The organism is Waterburya sp. (assembly GCF_058530065.1).
This window is the reverse complement of record NZ_JBZNBU010000191.1, coordinates 1-17,719: the sequence shown is the minus strand read 5'-3', so window position 1 is coordinate 17,719 and position 17,719 is coordinate 1. Positions and strand designations below refer to the sequence as shown.

Annotated in this window: 12 protein-coding genes; 6 read left to right on the top strand and 6 right to left on the bottom strand. The window is 40.1% G+C overall.

Annotation, left to right across the window (positions count from 1 at the left end; translation table 11 throughout):
• Positions 1-408 precede the first annotated feature (408 nt).
• From gyrA to AC33VI_RS12180, 5 genes are all read right to left on the bottom strand, one after another.
• A complete protein-coding gene (gene gyrA / locus AC33VI_RS12200) occupies positions 409-2,955 on the bottom strand; it encodes a DNA gyrase subunit A (RefSeq protein WP_491782539.1) in 2,547 nt (848 codons plus the stop codon).
• A gap of 211 nt (positions 2,956-3,166) precedes the next feature.
• A complete protein-coding gene (locus tag AC33VI_RS12195) occupies positions 3,167-4,165 on the bottom strand; it encodes a glycosyltransferase (protein WP_491782538.1) in 999 nt (332 codons plus the stop codon).
• A gap of 224 nt (positions 4,166-4,389) precedes the next feature.
• The gene (locus tag AC33VI_RS12190) at positions 4,390-4,818 is read right to left on the bottom strand and encodes a cyclic nucleotide-binding domain-containing protein (protein ID WP_491782537.1); all 429 of its coding nucleotides are present in this window, start codon (positions 4,816-4,818) and stop codon (positions 4,390-4,392) included.
• Between the two features lie 142 nt (positions 4,819-4,960).
• Positions 4,961-5,509 (bottom strand): adenylate kinase, encoded by a 549-nt coding sequence (locus tag AC33VI_RS12185; protein ID WP_491782536.1) that lies wholly within the window; start codon positions 5,507-5,509, stop codon positions 4,961-4,963.
• An 84-nt stretch (positions 5,510-5,593) separates the two neighbouring features.
• Entirely contained in the window at positions 5,594-6,274 is a 681-nt protein-coding gene (locus AC33VI_RS12180; protein WP_491782535.1) for a response regulator transcription factor, read from the bottom strand.
• Between the two features lie 312 nt (positions 6,275-6,586).
• Here AC33VI_RS12180 and AC33VI_RS12175 point away from each other — a divergent pair, with 312 nt between their 5' ends.
• The 6 genes from AC33VI_RS12175 to AC33VI_RS12150 all read left to right on the top strand — a co-directional run bounded on the left by AC33VI_RS12175 (position 6,587) and on the right by AC33VI_RS12150 (position 13,864).
• Positions 6,587-7,336 carry a phycobilisome rod-core linker polypeptide gene (locus AC33VI_RS12175; RefSeq protein WP_491782534.1) on the top strand — a complete coding sequence of 250 codons (750 nt, stop codon included), beginning with the start codon at positions 6,587-6,589 and terminating at the stop codon, positions 7,334-7,336.
• Positions 7,337-7,639: 303 nt separating this feature from the next.
• Positions 7,640-9,904: a sensor histidine kinase gene (locus AC33VI_RS12170; protein WP_491782533.1), complete on the top strand. Its 2,265-nt coding sequence runs from the start codon at positions 7,640-7,642 to the stop codon at positions 9,902-9,904.
• 50 nt (positions 9,905-9,954) lie between these two features.
• Positions 9,955-11,697: an extracellular solute-binding protein gene (locus tag AC33VI_RS12165; protein WP_491782532.1), complete on the top strand. Its 1,743-nt coding sequence runs from the start codon at positions 9,955-9,957 to the stop codon at positions 11,695-11,697.
• A gap of 14 nt (positions 11,698-11,711) precedes the next feature.
• Positions 11,712-12,413, top strand: coding sequence for a hypothetical protein (locus AC33VI_RS12160; protein ID WP_491782531.1), 702 nt, complete (start codon positions 11,712-11,714; stop codon positions 12,411-12,413).
• 112 nt (positions 12,414-12,525) lie between these two features.
• A complete protein-coding gene (locus AC33VI_RS12155; protein WP_491782530.1) occupies positions 12,526-12,765 on the top strand; it encodes a hypothetical protein in 240 nt (79 codons plus the stop codon).
• Entirely contained in the window at positions 12,749-13,864 is a 1,116-nt protein-coding gene (locus AC33VI_RS12150; RefSeq protein ID WP_491782529.1) for a substrate-binding domain-containing protein, read from the top strand. Before AC33VI_RS12155 ends, AC33VI_RS12150 begins: the two co-directional genes overlap by 17 nt.
• An 84-nt stretch (positions 13,865-13,948) precedes the next feature.
• On the opposite strand, the gene AC33VI_RS12145 is transcribed toward AC33VI_RS12150, so the two are convergent.
• Positions 13,949-17,719, bottom strand: a 3,771-nt coding sequence (locus AC33VI_RS12145; RefSeq protein WP_491782528.1) for a Calx-beta domain-containing protein, incomplete at its 5' end; no start/stop codon positions are given.

The following is a 17,719-nucleotide window of genomic DNA, read 5'->3' as shown; positions in this document are numbered from 1 at the left end:
TGCAAGGGAGATTTTTTAAAGCCTGGCAGCTTTTCAATCAATAAAAGGCAAATAAGTAGTCGTGCCAAATTACAGCCGTTTTCAGTTGAATAGCTCTCTGGGAAAATTTACTAGTTCGTAGTTTTTAGTTTTTAGTTCTTATACCAATTCTCAAAAGTTTCTGGAGACATCAAGACATTTATCTCTTTTCACCAAAAAACCACAACCTTTGTTTTCCCTACACCCTAACCCCTATCCCCTATCCCCTATCCCCTGCCACAACCGAAGTCTCTCGTTGTATTCGAGAAATGGTATTAGTTCTTAGTTTTAGATCGATTCCAAATATAAGACAAAAAAAAGGGAATGGAAGGCGAGCGCACTTATCGTTTCCTATTCCCTAGTTTCTTTGATTATTTTAGATGAGTGAGTTTAAGCTTCCTCTTCTTCGTCTTCTATGGGAGGTACGGGAGCAACAGCAGCGATCGCATCATCTTTGTCCAGTCTTTGAACTCTGACTCCAGTAGCATTACGAGACTGGAGAGATATAGCCTCGACTGCTTGACGAATCATGATACCCCGATTGGTGACGATCATTAGTTCATCTTCAGGATTAACAATATCAATTCCGACCAAACAATCGTCGTCGGTTTTAAATTTCATCGCTCTGACTCCCATTCCCGCCCGATTTTGCAAGCGGAATTTGGAAATAGGAACTCGTTTGCCATAGCCATTACTGGTAATCGCCAACAACCAAGGTCCAAGATCGCTTTCTTCTACGATCGATTCTTCGTCACTATCGTCTTCCTCTTCTTCTGTTTCCCCAATAGTTGCTACTATTTGAGCGGGAATAATATCCATGCTAATTAATTCGTCGTCTCCCCGCAGTTTCATTGATTTCACTCCTTTAGTAGACCTGCCTAGGGGACGCAACTGTTGGTTGTCAGCTTTGAAATGAATTGCTTTGCCATCTCGCGTGCCGATGATAATACTGTCTTCTGCCGTTGCCAAACGCACCCAGCGTAATTCGTCTTCATCTTGCAAAGAAATAGCAATCAAACCATTTGAGCGAATGTTGGCAAATGCCGAAAGGGCAGTTTTCTTGATATTACCCTTGCGAGTTAGCATGATTAGATATTCATCTTCGGTAAACTCGCTGACGGCAATTAAAGAAGTGACTTTTTCTGCTTGGGAGATGGGCAGCATCTGCACTAAAGGAATACCCCTCGCAGTACGAGAGGCAACAGGTATCTGGTAAGCGTGGAAAGAATAAACTACCCCGCGATCGCTAAAGAACATGACCGTATCGTGGTCGCAACAAGTCATGAAATGTTCGATGCCATCGTCTTCTTTCATTTTAGCGGCGGCTTTACCTCTAGTGGCTCGACTTTGAGCTTCAAAGGTACTGACGGGCATTCGCTTGATATAACCCTGTTCGGTCACCAGAATCACCGACTGTTCGTTAGCAATTAAATCTTTATCTAGAAGTTCTCCTTCTCCCTGAACGATTTCCGTACGACGGGGAGTCGCGTGAATGTTTTTAATGCTAGTTAGTTCAGATTCGATAATTTCATCGATCCGTTCTTTTCTTGCCAAAATGTCGTTGAGATCGGCAATTTGAGCTTGTAGATCTTCGTGTTCTGCCTGAATTTTTTCTGCTTCTAAAGCAGTCAAACGGCGCAATTGCATTTGCAGAATGGCATCGGCTTGAGTCGAAGACAAGCCGTAACTTTCTACTAGTTCTCCTTTAGCAGTAGCAGTATCCGCCGCCCCTCTAATTAAACCGATAATGGCATCAATGTTTTCTAGCGCAATTAATAAACCCTGTAAGAGATGGTCTCTTTCTTCGGCTTTGCGTAATTGATAGCGGGTTCTTCTGGTTATTGCTTCGACGCGGAAATCGAGGAATACTTCGAGGAAACGACGTATGGTGAGTAATTGAGGGTCATTGTTAACTAGAGCCAACATATTCGCCCCGAAATTAGCTTGAACCGCTGTTTGCTTGTAAAGGTTGTTTAAAACTACGCGGGGATAAGCATCTCGCTTGAGTTCGATGACTACGCGCATTCCTGTGCGATCGCTTTCGTCTCGAATATCAGAGATGCCATCAATTTTTTTATCGTTAACTAAGTCGGCAATCTTCTCAATCAAAGAGGATTTGTTGGTTTGATAGGGTAATTGAGTTATGACGATCGCATCTTTATCCGCCCTACCTCTTTGGGAAATGGTTTCGATTTCTGCTACTCCCCGCATGGTAATCGAACCCCTACCTGTAGTGTAGGCTTCTTTAATTCCCGACCTACCGATAATCTGCCCGCCCGTAGGAAAATCAGGTCCTTTGATATATTGCATCAAGTCCAGATCGCTAAGTTCGGGATTGTGAATCAGAGCGATCGTGCCATCGATTACTTCACCTAAATTATGGGGGGGAATGTTCGTTGCCATCCCTACGGCAATCCCAGAAGAGCCGTTAATCAGTAGCTGGGGAATTCTGGCAGGTAGAACAATTGGTTCTTGTTGCGAACCATCAAAGTTATCGGCAAAATCTACCGTCTCGGCTTCGATATCTCGCAACAGGGAATCGGTAGCCAAAGCTTGTAGACGACATTCGGTATAACGCATGGCTGCGGGAGGATCGTTATCGATCGAGCCAAAGTTACCATGTCCGTTAATTAAAGGATTTCTCATAGAAAAATCCTGTGCCATCCTGACTAAAGCGTCGTATACGGCAGTATCGCCGTGAGGATGGTATTTACCTAATACTTCCCCCACAACACGAGCGCACTTACGAAATGGACGGTCTGGGGTTAATCCTAACTCGTACATAGCGTATAAAATACGCCGATGAACTGGTTTTAGACCATCCCTAGCATCTGGCAAAGCTCTGCCAACAATCACGCTCATGGCGTACTCCAAATAGGAGCGAGACATTTCATTGCTCAGATCGGTGGGGATAATCCTTTCCTGGGAAGTGGTCATACTGTGAAAAACTCCAAATATATGCAATAATTTGGATTAATGACGGATAAACTCGATCTAGTTCTCTTTTATCGTCAATAAAGTCCAATATAGCAGCATTTTATCAATAAATTCTAGCATATTTTGCCCCTTGTTTGTGGCAGAAAATCCTTGCTATCTCTATATTTGAAGTATCTTATTTTGATACTTTTTCTGTCTCGAATTTTTTGTCCTATTGCTGGGATATTTTACGGGCGATTTTAGCAAATATTCGCTGTATTTTAAGCTTTTTAAGGCGATTTTGGTTTAATTTGGGTATATTGCTAGCTCTTGAAGATTTATAGTCAAAAAAGCTATTAATTTCGGTTAATATTATCTGGAATCTGGGGATCAAATTTTCTCGGCGATATTCTGCTAAAAAAGATGTAGGTAATTTACGGAGTTTTTCCCTGGTTAAAACTCGGTCAATGCGGGCTAAATCGTACTCTAGGCTATAGTTGCCAATCTTATGGCAGTTAAAACCAGGATCGAGAAAATCGCTCAATCCATGATTGACGCTAGAAAAAATTTCGCAGCCACAAGCCATTGCTTCTAGGGGAGGTAAGCCAAAGCCTTCGGTGACTCCGCTTACTGCCCAATATTCTGCGGAGTCGTAGAGATATATTTGGCTGCGATTGAATAATCCTGCCAGATCCTCGACATAGCTATCTATTACTTCGACTCGATAGCGAAATTGCAAGGCGGGAATTAAGAAGTTTAATAAATATTTTGAAGACTTGCGCGTCTGTACCAAAATATCAATATCTCTGGGTAAATTGCGATCGCTAAATTCATCGCCGATCTGATTGGGTAAATAATAAATTAGGTTGCTAGCTGCCTTTTGTCCCCAATATCCCATACTGTTGCGAGAGACGGCGATAATGGGGATATCTGGCGACAAGTTAAAACCGTAGCCCGTACTATGGGCATGGTAAATGATATTCTGTCCTCTTAGTCGCTTAATTAACTTCGGTACGTCAAAACCCCAACCAATCATAAAAATTGTCGATTCTGGCTGGCATTGGGGTAAAAGATCCTCTAGAAACTGCTTATCTGATTCTCTCTGACGATAGGTGACTACTTCGGCATCGCCAATTTGTTTTGCCATCTCATAAGCATTCAACTCCGCCCACAAACCCCCACCACCAAACTTCCCCTTTGTCCCTGGTAACAAAAAATATAACTTTCGCATTTATTTTACAGTCGTTCCTAATCTGTATTGCAAAACGCTGTAAATGATAAATGTTTAATTTCGGGCGGTCAACAGTTTGAGGAAACCTCAAACTTACGCCCTCTCAATGTTCAATGTTCAATGTTCAACTCGCGCGTTCCCTTGCGCCTGAAGGCGACGCGGTGAAGCAGTCCGTTGCGGAGGTTTCCGAGGGGCGTATAAAGGTCGGAGGTTGCCTCCGACCTTTATACGCCCCGTTCCGTTGTAGGAACTGCTGAACCCTTTAGGGGGTCGCTCGTCAATGATACAGATTGTCTCAAACGACGAATGCGATCGCTATAACTCCGCATTATCTCCAACGCAAACATGGGGGTTTTTTCTACGGCAAACAAGAAGTTCTTTTTCTCCATCAAAGCTAGTTTACATTCAGTTTTGGCGATCGCCGTACTGGCTCTTTTACTATCTAGATGTACTAGCGCACCTTCCCCAAAGATGTCTCCTTGATAAATGGTTTCTAAAACTTTGCCATTGACTATAATTTCTACCTCTCCTGCAATCAAGCCATACATTACATCGCCTGAATCGCCATCAGTAAAAATAATCTCTCCTGGGGCAACAGTTTTGGGGCTGGGGGATGTCTGAAAAATTTCGACAGTTTTAACAGGGGAAAGCACTTAACCTAGTCTCCTTCATGATTTAATAGCTGAAATGCTAGCCCCATAAACTATTTAGGATTTAATTTTTTGAGGGAAGCACTCAATTAGATAAAAATAAGGTTAACAAAAGGTTAATAAAAATGCCAGCTACTATTTTGATTTAAGTTAATAAAGAGATTATTTTTGCTTCCACTGCATCGGGGGATTGTTCGCCATTGACCGTAATCAATCGCTGGCAATAACTGTAATATTCGAGCAAGGGAACAGTAAACTCTTGAAAGTTTTCCAGACGACGGGCAATGACTTCGATGCGATCGTCTTTCATTCCTCTGGTTAAAGCTCTTTGGGTCATTACTGCTTCGCTGACTTGGAGATAAATCGCCCAATCTAGTTTTTGCTTAATTTTTTTTAATAAAAAATCCAATTCTTCTGCCTGAAAAGCAGTACGGGGATAGCCTTCCAAGATCCAACCATTACTGACATCGGGCTGAATCAATCTTTGTTGGATGAATTGAATCATCAAACTATCGGGAACTAATTCTCCTTTCTCGACATAGGTTTTAGCTTCTTTGCCCAAATCCGTATCCGCTGCAATACCGTTTCTCAAGATTTCTCCTGTAGAAATGCTTGGAATATGGAAGCGATCGCAGATCTTACTAGACTGCGTACCTTTTCCCGATCCCGTTCCCCCTAATAGTACCAATCTCATTGTTTTTGCCCTGGTTTGAGTGCAATCCCTTTTTAACCCAAGGAAATTATTCTCACAACCATAATAATTAATCAAAGATCCGCCCTAATCTTCGATTTTGATCAATCGGTATCCCACACCTCTAACAGTTTCAATAAAATCTTTGGCAGCACCTACTTCTCTTAACTTGTGACGCAAACTCCTAATATGAACCTTGACTGTGTCTTCGTCGGGGGGAGCGTCTAAAGACCAAATGCGATCGATAATTACCGAACGACTGAGGACTCTTCTGCCGTTTCTGATTAATAATTCTAAAATAGAATACTCTTTGGGAGTCAAATAAAGTGTTTGCTCGTCATAACTAACTTCGTAGGTGCTGGGGTTAAACTGCAATTTTCCCCAGGATAGGATTGGTGGCGTGCAAGTATTACCCCTCCTGAGTAAAGCGCGAATGCGAGCGAATAATTCTCCTAAATCTACAGGCTTAACTATATAATCATCTGCCCCCGCATCTAAACCCGTAATTTTGTCGCCAATCGTATCTAAAGCTGTAATCATCAGAACGGGCGTTTGATAGCCTAGCGAGCGCAATTTTTTACATAGTTCGATACCATTAAAATCGGGAAGCATTACATCTAGTAAGATCAAGTCATAGTCCAGACTATTCAAGCAATCCAAAGCCGACTCTCCATCGTTAGCAACATCGACAACATACCGACGATCTGTAATTGCCTCGGCTAGAGTTTCTGCTAAAATAAAATCGTCTTCAACTAAAAGAATTCGCACGAGCGGGCGATCTCCCAATTTCTCAGAATTTTGTCTTGAATTTAGCTTTAACTTACAAGAAAAATTCAGGTTTTTTAGAATTACGATAAAAATCTTTTCCTATTGTGCGGTAAAAATTTGCCAAAACTTTCCGATTTCTTTACTCTTTATTCCCTCTTTTATTCGCTGTCCCTTTGTTAATCTTCAGTCTATAGGGATTAATAGGTTGTAGCTATTAATCTTCAATACAGTACTGCTAGGTAAGGTATTTATCATCCTGCCCTTATCTGGCTCAATACTGCCATAAATTTTCAGTTTTAAAAAAATCATAATATGGCAATTCCTCTATTAGAATATTCACCTTCAAGTCAAAATCAGCGAGTTGCGAACTACGAAATTCCTGGCGACGAACAGTCGTGGATTTATAATGCGGAAAATCTTTTGTCTGATTCGGAAATTCAAGAATTGATTTGGGCGGCATACCGACAAATTTTCAACGAACAGCAGATTTTAGCGAGTAATCGGGAAAAATGTTTGGAATCTCAACTGCGAAGCGGTCAAATTACCGTTAAAGAGTTTATTCGGGGTTTATTACTTTCCAATACTTTTAGGAGACGCAACTACGAACCTAATAATAACTATCGCTTTGTTGAAATGTGCATTCAACGAGTTTTGGGGCGTAATGTTTATAGCGATCGCGAAAAACTTGCCTGGTCGATTGTCTTAGCAACTAAAGGATTGGAAGGTTTGATTGACGATCTTTTAAACAGTGAGGAATATATCAATAACTTTGGCAATGATATTGTTCCCTATCAAAGAAGACGAATTCTTCCCCAAAGAACTTTAGGGGAATCTCCTTTTGCTAGAATGCCCCGCTATGGTGCGGATCGTCGTTCTAAACTAGAAGAGATGGGCTATTTTGCTCACGAGGAAAAAGACTATCCTTGGGCTAGCAGTCAGCCTTATTTACCACCAAGTCAAGTGCTATTGGTTGCCAAAATCTTAACTTTTGCTGGTGCAGGAATAGTCGGCTTAATAACTCTAGCAGTAGCCTTTTCTGCCTTTGGCTGGATTTCTCTTTAGATGGCTATTTAATAATACTTAATTTGATTCCTCCCCAGGGCTGTAGGCGATGAAACAGTCCTGTTTTTTTATAAGTAGTCGTGCCAAATTAATTGACTAGTGAAGGATAGGTAGCAGGTAGTAGGTAGTAGCACCTAATCCCTTCTTCTCCTAGTCCCGTCTTCGCGGGATAATATCTCCTAGCCTCCTAGTCACCCAGTCTCCCAAATGTGTAACTAATTCTGCTTAGGTACTTAGTTGGTTTTGCCCCATCTTCTCGGTCAAATAATTTTAAATGAGTATCAAGACATTCAAATATCGCCCATGCCTACTAACCATTACCCAATCATTTTAGGTACAGGCTTGACTGTAATCGTCCTTTGTTACTATCTTATCTATCGTGAAATAATGCGTCGCCGCCAGGTAGAGATAGATCTGAGAAAACAAAGAGAAAGAGAAAGACTAATTAACCAAATTGCCCAACAAATTCGTCAATCTCTAAACTTAGATCGTGTTTTAAATACTACCGTTGCCGAAGTTAGAGAATTTTTAGATTGCGATCGCGTCTTAATTTATCGCATTCATGAAGATGCTACGGGAAGTGCGATCGCCGAAACTGTGACTTCTCCTTATTCTGCTATTTTGGGACAAACATTCCCCGCAGAAGTGTTTCCCAGCCAATACCATCAAGCCTATGTTAGGGGTAAGAGTCGTACTATTAACGACATCGAACGGGATGATGTAGAAGAATGTTTGGTAGACTTTGTCAAACAATTTGGAGTTCAAGCTAAGTTAGTCGTACCCATAATTCAAGAGACGAGAAATATCTCTCGATCTCAAGCTTATCAGATTACCTGTCCCTATCTTTGGGGTTTGCTCGTCGCCCATCAATGCCGTGGAACAAGGCAATGGCAGCCTCTAGAAGTAGAATTAATGAAGCAACTAGCTACTCAGGTAGCGATCGCCATTCAGCAATCAGAACTTTACGCTCAACTGCAACAACTCAATGCTAATTTAGAACAGAGAGTCGAGCGGCGCACTCAAGAATTAGCTCTTACCAATCGAGTACTCAAAGCAGAAATTCAAGAACGCCAGCGTACCGAACAAGCCCTGAGACTGACCAATCATACTCTGCAATCTTTGATTGCTGCTTCCCCTCGCGCTATTTTTACCTTGGATTTAGCAGAACGAGTTAGGATATGGAATCCTGCCGCTGAAAGAATGTTTGGTTGGAGCGAAGCTGAAATTGTCGGTCAACTCAATCCCGTAATCGATCTTCAAGAAGTACCTCAGTACAAAAAGATCAAACAAGAAATTCTTCAAGGTATTACACCCCCTAGTTTAGAAATCCGCAGGCGCAAAAAAGATGGTTCGGAGATAGATATTGTTTTTTCTGCTGCACCTTTAATCGATAGCAAGGAGAAAATTAACGGCATCGTCGTCGTTGTAGCAGATGTTAGCGAGCAAAAAAAACAAGCAGAACAAGTCCGTTTGTTGCAGTCAGTGGTACTGAATACCAATGATGCGATTGTGATTACCGAAGCTCAACCTATCGACGAACCTGGACCCAAAATTATTTATGTTAATGAGGCATTTACTCGCGCTACGGGCTACAGTCTCGAAGAAGTAATTGGCAAAACCCCCCGCATTCTGCAAGGAGAAAAAACCAACCGTCAAGCTTTGGCTAAAGTACGTCAAGCTTTAGTTAACTGGCAACCCGTGACGGTGGAAACGATCAACTATCGTAAAGATGGCTCGGAATTTTGGGTAGAATTTAGTATCGTGGCAGTAGCCAACAAACAAGGAGTTTATACCCATTGGATCTCGGTACAGCGAGATATTACCGAACGCAAACGTCTTTCGGAAATTAGTTTGGCACTAGAAAGAGAAAAGGAAATTGGCGAAATCAAAACCCGCTTTTTTTCGATGGCATCCCACGAGTTTCGCACTCCTTTGAGTACGGTATTGGCAGCAGCCCAGTTAATGGAAAACTCTTCTAGGGTATGGCAAGATGCGAGCAAGCGATCGCGCAATCTCCGTCGCATTCAAAATTCGGTTAAAAATATGGTGCAATTGCTCGACGATATTTTAACGATCAATCGGGCAGAAACGGGCAAATTAGAATTTAATCCCCAACCCTTGCGCTTGGAGAAACTCTGCCGTCAATGTGTTGAAGAAATCCAGCTAAGTGCGGGGCAAAAATATCAGATTAGCTTTGATTGTCCCCAACAGGGAGTTAGAGTCAACCTGGATGAAAAATTGATGCGATCGATCGTAGCTAATTTATTGTCTAATGCCATCAAATATTCTCCCGAAGGAGGAGACGTAAAAGTTTCTCTCAAGTTTTCGACCGATACTGTTTGTATAGAAATTAGCGATCGCGGTATTGGCATTCCTCCAGAATATTTTAAACAGCTATACGAACCTTTTCAACGGGCTAGCAATGTACGTCGCATTCCTGGTACTGGATTGGGATTATTAATCGTCAAAAAATTTGTGGCTCTTCATGGTGGCGATATTCAGCTAACCAGCGAACTAGGAAAAGGAACTACAGTCAAAATTAGTTTGCCTCTACTGGTAGATCGGTAATAACTAAGATGTAATTAGATTATGTAATCTCTAAAAATAGAGTAAATTTTATGGCTCTTAAATCTCTATCTTTATCTCCAATAGTTTTAAAACTATGTTTACCTGGCTTATTATTTTTGACTGGCTGCCAAGTACAATTTGGTTCGGACAATCGAGTTAATACCAATAATCCTGGCAACTTCAAAGGTACAGAAATTAAATTTCTTGTCGGTAGCGATCTAGCAGAGTTTTGCCGACAGGCAGCCGAACGCTTAAATCGAACTAAACCCCAACTAGATAATGGAGAGGCTTACTATTTAACTTGCGATGCCAAGGGTAGCGGCGACGTAGTTAACGAAACAATCGATTTAGCCGAACAATTACAACAGGGAACGATCGATCGGGAAGCAGCAGAATTTCCTAGTTTGATTTCCGTTGATGGGGAAATCTACCAAAGTCAGTTAATTTACCAGATAGACAAATTATTTCCAGGACAAAATTATATTCCTTCTCTGACCGATTCTCCCCTGCTGGCATACAGTCCGATGGTGTTTATGACCAGTCAAGAATTAGCGGCAAGTTTGAACCAAGTAGATGACTTGTATACCGCTTTGGTAGAAGTAGAAAATCACCAACAACTAGATGCCAATGCCCCGCCAATTCCGATTAATTACGTCCATACTGCCCCAACTCGTTCCAATTCTGGCTTGCAAACTTTAGTAGCGCAATTTGCTGCGGTGGCGGGTAAAGCTCCCGAAAATCTGACGATAGCAGATATTCAACAACATCAGGATAAAGTCAAAAAGATCCAAAGTAAAATTACTCGTTATGGCAAATCTACAGGTTCTTTAGCGCGATCGATGCAGGAAAATGGACTATTTTGGGCTTCCGTGGGTTCTGTTTATGAGTCTTTAGTGATTGCTGCTAATTCTCAAGCAAGTGATAGTCAGGTTAAATATCAGGCAGTATATCCTAAAGCAACCTTTAGTTCTAATATACGAGCCATGCTGCCCAATGCTCCTTGGATAAATGAAACGGAAAAGGCTGCTGCTACAGAAATCATTGAGTATTTGCGCCGCTCGGAAATCCAGCAAATTGCTGTAGATCTGGGATTGCGCCCTGGTATCCCTGGGGTAGCTTTGGGTAATAAATTTTCCCCTAACTATGGGGTACAAGCCAATATTCAATACGAATCTTATCGCCCGCCCCAGCCCGAAGTAGTGGCAGCAATGCTAGAAAGCTGGCAACAATATGCTAAGAAACCTTCTCAGGTAGTAGTGGTAGTAGATACTTCTGGTTCGATGCAGGGTACAAAATTATCCTCCGTCCAAAATACTCTATTAAATTACATCCAAAATTTAGGTACAAAAGAAAAAATTGCCCTAATTTCATTTAACTCTAGGATTAACGAACCCGTAATTATTGACGGTACAAAGGAAGGTAAAAATAAAGGAATTCAGTTTGTTAGTAAGCTCAAAGCAGATGGCGGTACGCGACTTTATGACAGCAGTTTATACGCCCGTAATTGGTTGCAACAAAATCTCCGTGAGGATGCGATTAATGCAGTGTTAATACTAACCGATGGTGAAGATTCAGGATCGAAAATTAGCTTAAATAATTTATCCCAAGAATTGCAAAAGAGTGGTTTTGAATCTGGGTCGAGAATTGCTTTCTTTACGGTTGGTTATGGCAACCAGGGACAATTTAATGCGGATGCTCTCAAACAAATCGCCCAATTAAATGGCGGTTACTATCGTCAAGGAGATCCTCAAACTATCTCGCAGTTGATGGCAGACCTACAAGTAGAATTTTAATTAGTTGTCAAACCATGAAACTAGCCAATCCATTACACTATCCCCTTGCGGTTTTAATCGGTGCGATCGCTTTAGTTATGGGAGTAAGAATGGGTAACTTACCCAAAATTTTAATGTTACCCGTAGCAGTCGCAGTCGCCATAGTAGGAGCATCTTTAAGAGAGTCTCAAACACCTAAAAATGTAGCTTTAAAAAGAGAGATTAATAATCTCAAACAACAGTCTCAATTGTTAGCAGAACAAGCCAGGAATCTACGGCGAGAATCAGAAAACTTATTAATTAATGCTTCTCAAATAGAACTCTTAACTGCGATTCAATATGGATGCGATCGCGCTCAAGAATTACCAACCAAGATAGAACAAATAACTAATAATTTACAAGGAGAAAACTCTTTACTGTCACCCAATGATATTCAAAGACAATTAGCCAAAGTAACTGCCAAACAAAGTGCCAGTTCTGGAGTTGCCAAACAGCAATTAGAACAGTTAGTTAAGAGTTTAGAGCGCAATTTAGCATTAGCCAGACAGGGAGAAGATACCAGACAAGCCCAGATTTACTCCCTTTCGACCCAAATCATCGACGCAGCAGGAGTTTTACAACAACTACAAAATCAAATTCGTACTTCTAATTTGGATAATCTAGAAGATCTTAACGAGCTATCTAATTTAAGTGAAGAATTAAAAAATATTCAAGAAAATGTAGATTTATTAATTTAATCGAAACGTAAAACAACTATCTTAAATATGCAGAAAATTTTGTCATCATAGAATTATGAATATTCTCAAAACCATAAGTCTATTATGCTCGTTAACCATAATATTAATTATAATGAGCTATTTAGCCATTGGTAATATTTGGGGTGCTTTAGTTGGTTTTGCCATTGCAACTATAGTTAATTTTGCTGCTTGGTTCTCTTCCCATCAGCTAGTCCTAGCAGCTTACAAGGCACGACCATTAAACGAAACAGAAAAAAGTCAAATCGAGCCGATAGTCCAAAAATTGTGCGATCGCGCTATACTTCCCCTTCCTTCTCTCTATATCATTCCCACCCATGTTGCTAATATTTAGTCAAGGTAGTTTAAAATTGACCAATCGCACTCGTACAATTATCTCCACCATAATTATTTTAGTTGCTCTGGGTTTAACTTTTGCCCCCTTGCCAGGAATCACTAAAAATTTGGTTATTGTTAGCGGTACGGAATTACAAGAACCATTGCAAGAGTTAGCCCAACAATTTCAGCAACAGAATCCTCAAATAAAACTCGATCTAAAATTCCAAGGTTCTCAAGATATGGTTAATCGCTATATCGATCGCCAAAATGACTTTGAACCGACAATTTTAATCCCCGCAGAAGGAGAAATCCTAGAAGAATTGAGCAGTCGCTATCAAGCCCAGGAAAATAGCGAGGCTTTTTATGAAACTCCCCAACCAATTGCTAAAACCAGACTAGTGGGTATTGCTTGGCAAGAAAGAGGAAAAATCTTGTTCCCCGACGAACGTTTTAGCTGGCAGAAGCTGACTGAAGCCATGAAACAGTCTAATTGGAGTCAATTGGGAGGACGGGACAATTGGGGGAGTTTCGATCTGAAGCTCTCCGATCCTACCCGTTCTAATAGCGGTCAATTAACTTTAGATCTTTGGTCAAAGTCTTTAGATCGAGAATTAAACAGTCCTGAAGCCCAAGAACTATTTTCTTTAATTAAAAGCTCTGTATATCAACCAGCGCGATCAACAGACATCTTATTACAAGAATATATATCTCGCGGGGCTAATGATGGGGATGTGGCGACTGTCTATGAAAGTATTGCTCTATATCGCTGGCAACAAGCTCAAATCAGCCAGGGAATGCCCTACCAAATCTACCATTTGAATCCGACCATAGAAACCGTAGCTACGGCTGCGATCGCTCGTCGTAATGTCGATCGCCCTACTGCTAAAGCAGCTAGAGAATTTCTAGATTTTATGACTCAACCCCAACAGCAAAAAGTATTCGTGCGCTATGGTTTTCGTCCCGTCATTGGCAATATCGATCTTCAAGCCGTAGCCAATAGTCCTTGGTCGCAAAATATTCCAGGCAGTGCGATCGATCCTCCAGGGACAATTTTACCTCCACCAAATAACCCCACCAGAAGAGAAATTCAGCGTTTGTGGCAAAGGGCTAAATAAATAAAAATAGAAGGGTAATGCGATCGCCTTATTTCCTTAGATTGAAGAAAAGCGATCGCATAAATAGCTAAGAGTAATTGATATCTAGATAATTTCTGTGGTTAAGTTATAGTTACCAAGTCCCCTAGAGTCTCCATTTAAACTTTCTACTAGAACCAGATAGTCTAGATCGCTACCAACATTAAAGGAAAAGGCTTCGCTACTTCCAGTAGATGTGACGGTTGCTAAATCCCCGTTGCTATCTATTTGATAAACTACAATTGCACCATCAAAATCTGATTCCAAGCTTATTGCTATTTGGTCTTCTGGATTGGGATCGATTAGTAGATAAGCATCAGTAAAACTTGTTTCTCCGCCATCTAGCGATCGCAAGTCTCCTGCTTCTAAATTACCAGCAATGCTATCTGTGGCTTGAATGGGATCGATATTGCCAATAGAGCGATCGTTTAAACTAATAAGATTACCAAGATCGGTGTCTATAGTATCGACAGTGAGATTATAATCTCCCGTGCGGTTGGCATTTCTGCTTTCTACAGAGACAAAGAAAGATTGGGTTTCACCCACAACAAAAGTTAATTCTGAATGGGTACTATCTTCTGTGTAATTATCATTGTGAGAAATTACATTACCTTCCCCGTCTAAAATCATTACCATGGGATCGAAATCATCAGCAGTTAGATGAAGTTTGACAATATCTCCTGATGCGATGGTACTATCTACAGGAAGGGCAAAAAAGTCGTAGTAGTAAGTTTGATTTTGATAGATATAAGAATCGTCGCTATCGCTTAAACTACCAGTTAACCCACTAGATTCGGTAATAACTAAAGGATCTACTAAATCGTTGGTAATAATTCCCCTCACTTGAGTATCAGCCAAGGCTGAATTATCGCTACTAGTTAAGTTAAGGATAAAACTTTCTTCTGCTTCAAAGCGATCGTCATTCAGGATTGGGATTGTGATGGTTTGTTCAGTTTCTCCTGGAGCAAATTCTAAAGTACCGTTAATAGCAGTATAGTCTTCTCCTGCAACTGCACTATCATCAGCAGTAGCGTAATTAACAGTAATGGTTTCATTGCTGATGGTAGAGAGAGTGACGGTAAAAGTTAAATTGCTATTGTCATCATTCCCTTCAGTTAGAGAAGCATCATTAATTGAAATTTCGGGAATTGCTTGACCATCTACATCAGTAATATTTGTACTTAAAGATATTAAGTTGTTATCTTTATAAGGATCGTAGGTGTTACTGATAATTTCAACATTGCCAAAACTTTCTTCCACTACAGAAGAAACATTAATAGCGATCTCTAAAGTAGTGCTTTCTTCGTCGGCTAAATCTCCGAGATCGAACGATAGATTGCTATCATTTTGTTCTGTTGGATTAATATTTGCAGAAATAAAAGTTGCCCCTTCTGGAAGAGTATAAGCAAGTTGCACTCCTTGAGCATTATGCGCCCCATTGTTAGTAATAGTCAGGGTATAAGTTATCTCTTCTCCAGCTATTGTAGAATCACTACTTGCGGTTTGCACTAGAGATAGATCTGCTGCTTCGTCTACTTGATTGATCAGATTAACAGTATTACCATCCCCATCAAATGAAACTGCTACCTGTTCTAATACTTCTAGATTTCCTGCATCCCATAAAACCGATTCTATTTCTTCATCAGCATTTTGAGAGAGAGCAATTATTTGTCCCTGGTTATTAATATCAAATGGTAAAGTAGCCGAGCCTCCTAAACTTCCTAAGTCAGTAAATTCCCCTTCACTCCATAAAAATGCTCCAGAAAGATTGGTTTCGGTGAGTTCACCTTCAATAGGGGCATAAATTCCTACCACATTTCCATTATCGTTAAATGCTTGTGGTAAGGTAATAAATCCTTGACCAGCATCTAAATTATGAATTGTGCCATCTTGATAAATAAATCCTGTTAGCTGTTCTGAAGTAGATGTTTCAGAAATACCAATCACATCCCCAGCATCATTAATGGCAATGGGAATACTCAATACACCACCTAGAGTTCCTATAAATTCTAGAGAATTATCTTGCCAAATAAAAGCTTCTAAATTACCTTCGGCAGTTACTCCATAGCCTAATACTTGACCATTATTATTGATATCAACTACATAAGCACCATTTTCTATGGATGTTGCACTATCTATATTAGTTATGGGGGTAAAGTTTTCTGCTGCTAAATCATATAAATAGGCTTGAGCTAATCCATCATCATTAACAGAGTTAATGATAATTTGTCCTGTATCATTAATAGCAACGGCTGCACTCTGATTGTTGATTGCAATGGGAGTAACTGATCCGTTTTCCCAAATAGCTGCATTAATTTCTTCCTCATTAAGAACCAAGCCAGTAACCTGACCGTTATTATTGATATCTGTAGCGCCATCTAGTTCAATTAGCTCGCTAGCAAATGGTTCTGTTTCCGATCTAAAATCTTTGACTAAAAATAATTGATTATCATCGGTTTGAACGACGAAGTCACCATGATCATTTTTGATTTCTGGAACAAAGTTAACAGGAAGTTCAATTTCTGAAGAGTCATTACTTAGAGAAACGAGTGAATCAGTAGAATTAGCTGTTAAAGACAAATTGCTTGCAGATAATGAATTGTCGTTTGCGGTTAGTGAAAGTGATTGATTTGATACTGGAGTTGAAGGGCTATTTTCTAAAGAATCTCCGTAATCCTCTAGACTTATACTGGCATTAGCACAAGCTAGCATTTGAGTGAAGATACTACTTCCTGCGCTTGTAATAGCTGTAGTAACAAGTGCAGGAGCCAATGCACCACCAGTTAACAAAGTACCCAACGCTGCAATTCCCAAGCTTGTCAAAGTATCTTTGCTAACAAAGGATTTCAGTAATTCTTTTGTCCAATATGCACCATCGGGATCGTCGTTATCTCGAATAATCAATAAGTTACGATCTTGATTTGGTAATGTTAAAAATGTTCCATGGGTACATTCAACTTCATCATCATCTGTAGTTCTTATTTCTAATGTTGCTTCACTTTTACCTTGGGGAAACGTAACTTCTAAAGGGAAGGTACTTTGAGATTTGGTAAAATCGTTGTTTGGAGTTAGTAGTAAAAAGTCGGAGTTAGTTACTACTGAATTTTCTAATATCGCTTCTCTTTGAGCAACTTCTCCTGAAATAATTCCAGTTAGTAGATTTGCCAGATAACCCTTACTTGGCAGATTTAAAATTTTAGATATCCTATCATAATTTGATACTTTATCTAACGTATCTCTATCTTCAGATATCTCATCTTTATTAATATTGATAAAAGGATTTCGTAACTGAATTTCTACAGTTGTTGCTTCGCTAACATCTCCTTTTCTTCCTAATGTTACAACTGATGTATCGCCTTCTCTAACCCGACTAACTTTGTCAATAAAGAAATATTCTTTATTGTTGTCAGGATCGGGAGTAGGATCTGGTGGTTGTTCTGTAGAAAAATTAACTTCGGTTAACCATAGACCTTCAGTATTTGCCCAAACTATTTGGTTTCCACTAATTTGAGCATCATATTCTTGTCCACCAATACTATCAAGATAATAGGCATCTGGTTCATATGTCCAATTTGTATAATCGTTTGTAGTATTACTTTTATTTTCACGAGTATCTTCTGCAAAATTAATTACAGAAATATCACGATTTTCATTATTATTGAAACCAATCAAATACTCATCTGTAAAATTTTCCTCGTTAATTAAATTTTCAATATAAACAAAATTACTTTTTTCTCTGTCTACATAAGAGTAACTCTGATGAATATTCTCTGTAGTTAACTCATCATTTATAAAAGAAGATATAGAGCCTGGATAGTATGAGTAGCCATCAGTTGT

Coding starts and splice junctions, on each gene's coding strand:
- gyrA (WP_491782539.1), bottom strand. CDS start 2,955: ATGACCACTTCCCAGGAAAGGATTATCCCCACCGATCTGAGCAATGAA.
- AC33VI_RS12195 (WP_491782538.1), bottom strand. CDS start 4,165: ATGCGAAAGTTATATTTTTTGTTACCAGGGACAAAGGGGAAGTTTGGT.
- AC33VI_RS12185 (WP_491782536.1), bottom strand. CDS start 5,509: ATGAGATTGGTACTATTAGGGGGAACGGGATCGGGAAAAGGTACGCAG.
- AC33VI_RS12175 (WP_491782534.1), top strand. CDS start 6,587: ATGGCAATTCCTCTATTAGAATATTCACCTTCAAGTCAAAATCAGCGA.
- AC33VI_RS12170 (WP_491782533.1), top strand. CDS start 7,640: ATGCCTACTAACCATTACCCAATCATTTTAGGTACAGGCTTGACTGTA.
- AC33VI_RS12165 (WP_491782532.1), top strand. CDS start 9,955: ATGGCTCTTAAATCTCTATCTTTATCTCCAATAGTTTTAAAACTATGT.
- AC33VI_RS12160 (WP_491782531.1), top strand. CDS start 11,712: ATGAAACTAGCCAATCCATTACACTATCCCCTTGCGGTTTTAATCGGT.
- AC33VI_RS12155 (WP_491782530.1), top strand. CDS start 12,526: ATGAGCTATTTAGCCATTGGTAATATTTGGGGTGCTTTAGTTGGTTTT.
- AC33VI_RS12150 (WP_491782529.1), top strand. CDS start 12,749: ATGTTGCTAATATTTAGTCAAGGTAGTTTAAAATTGACCAATCGCACT.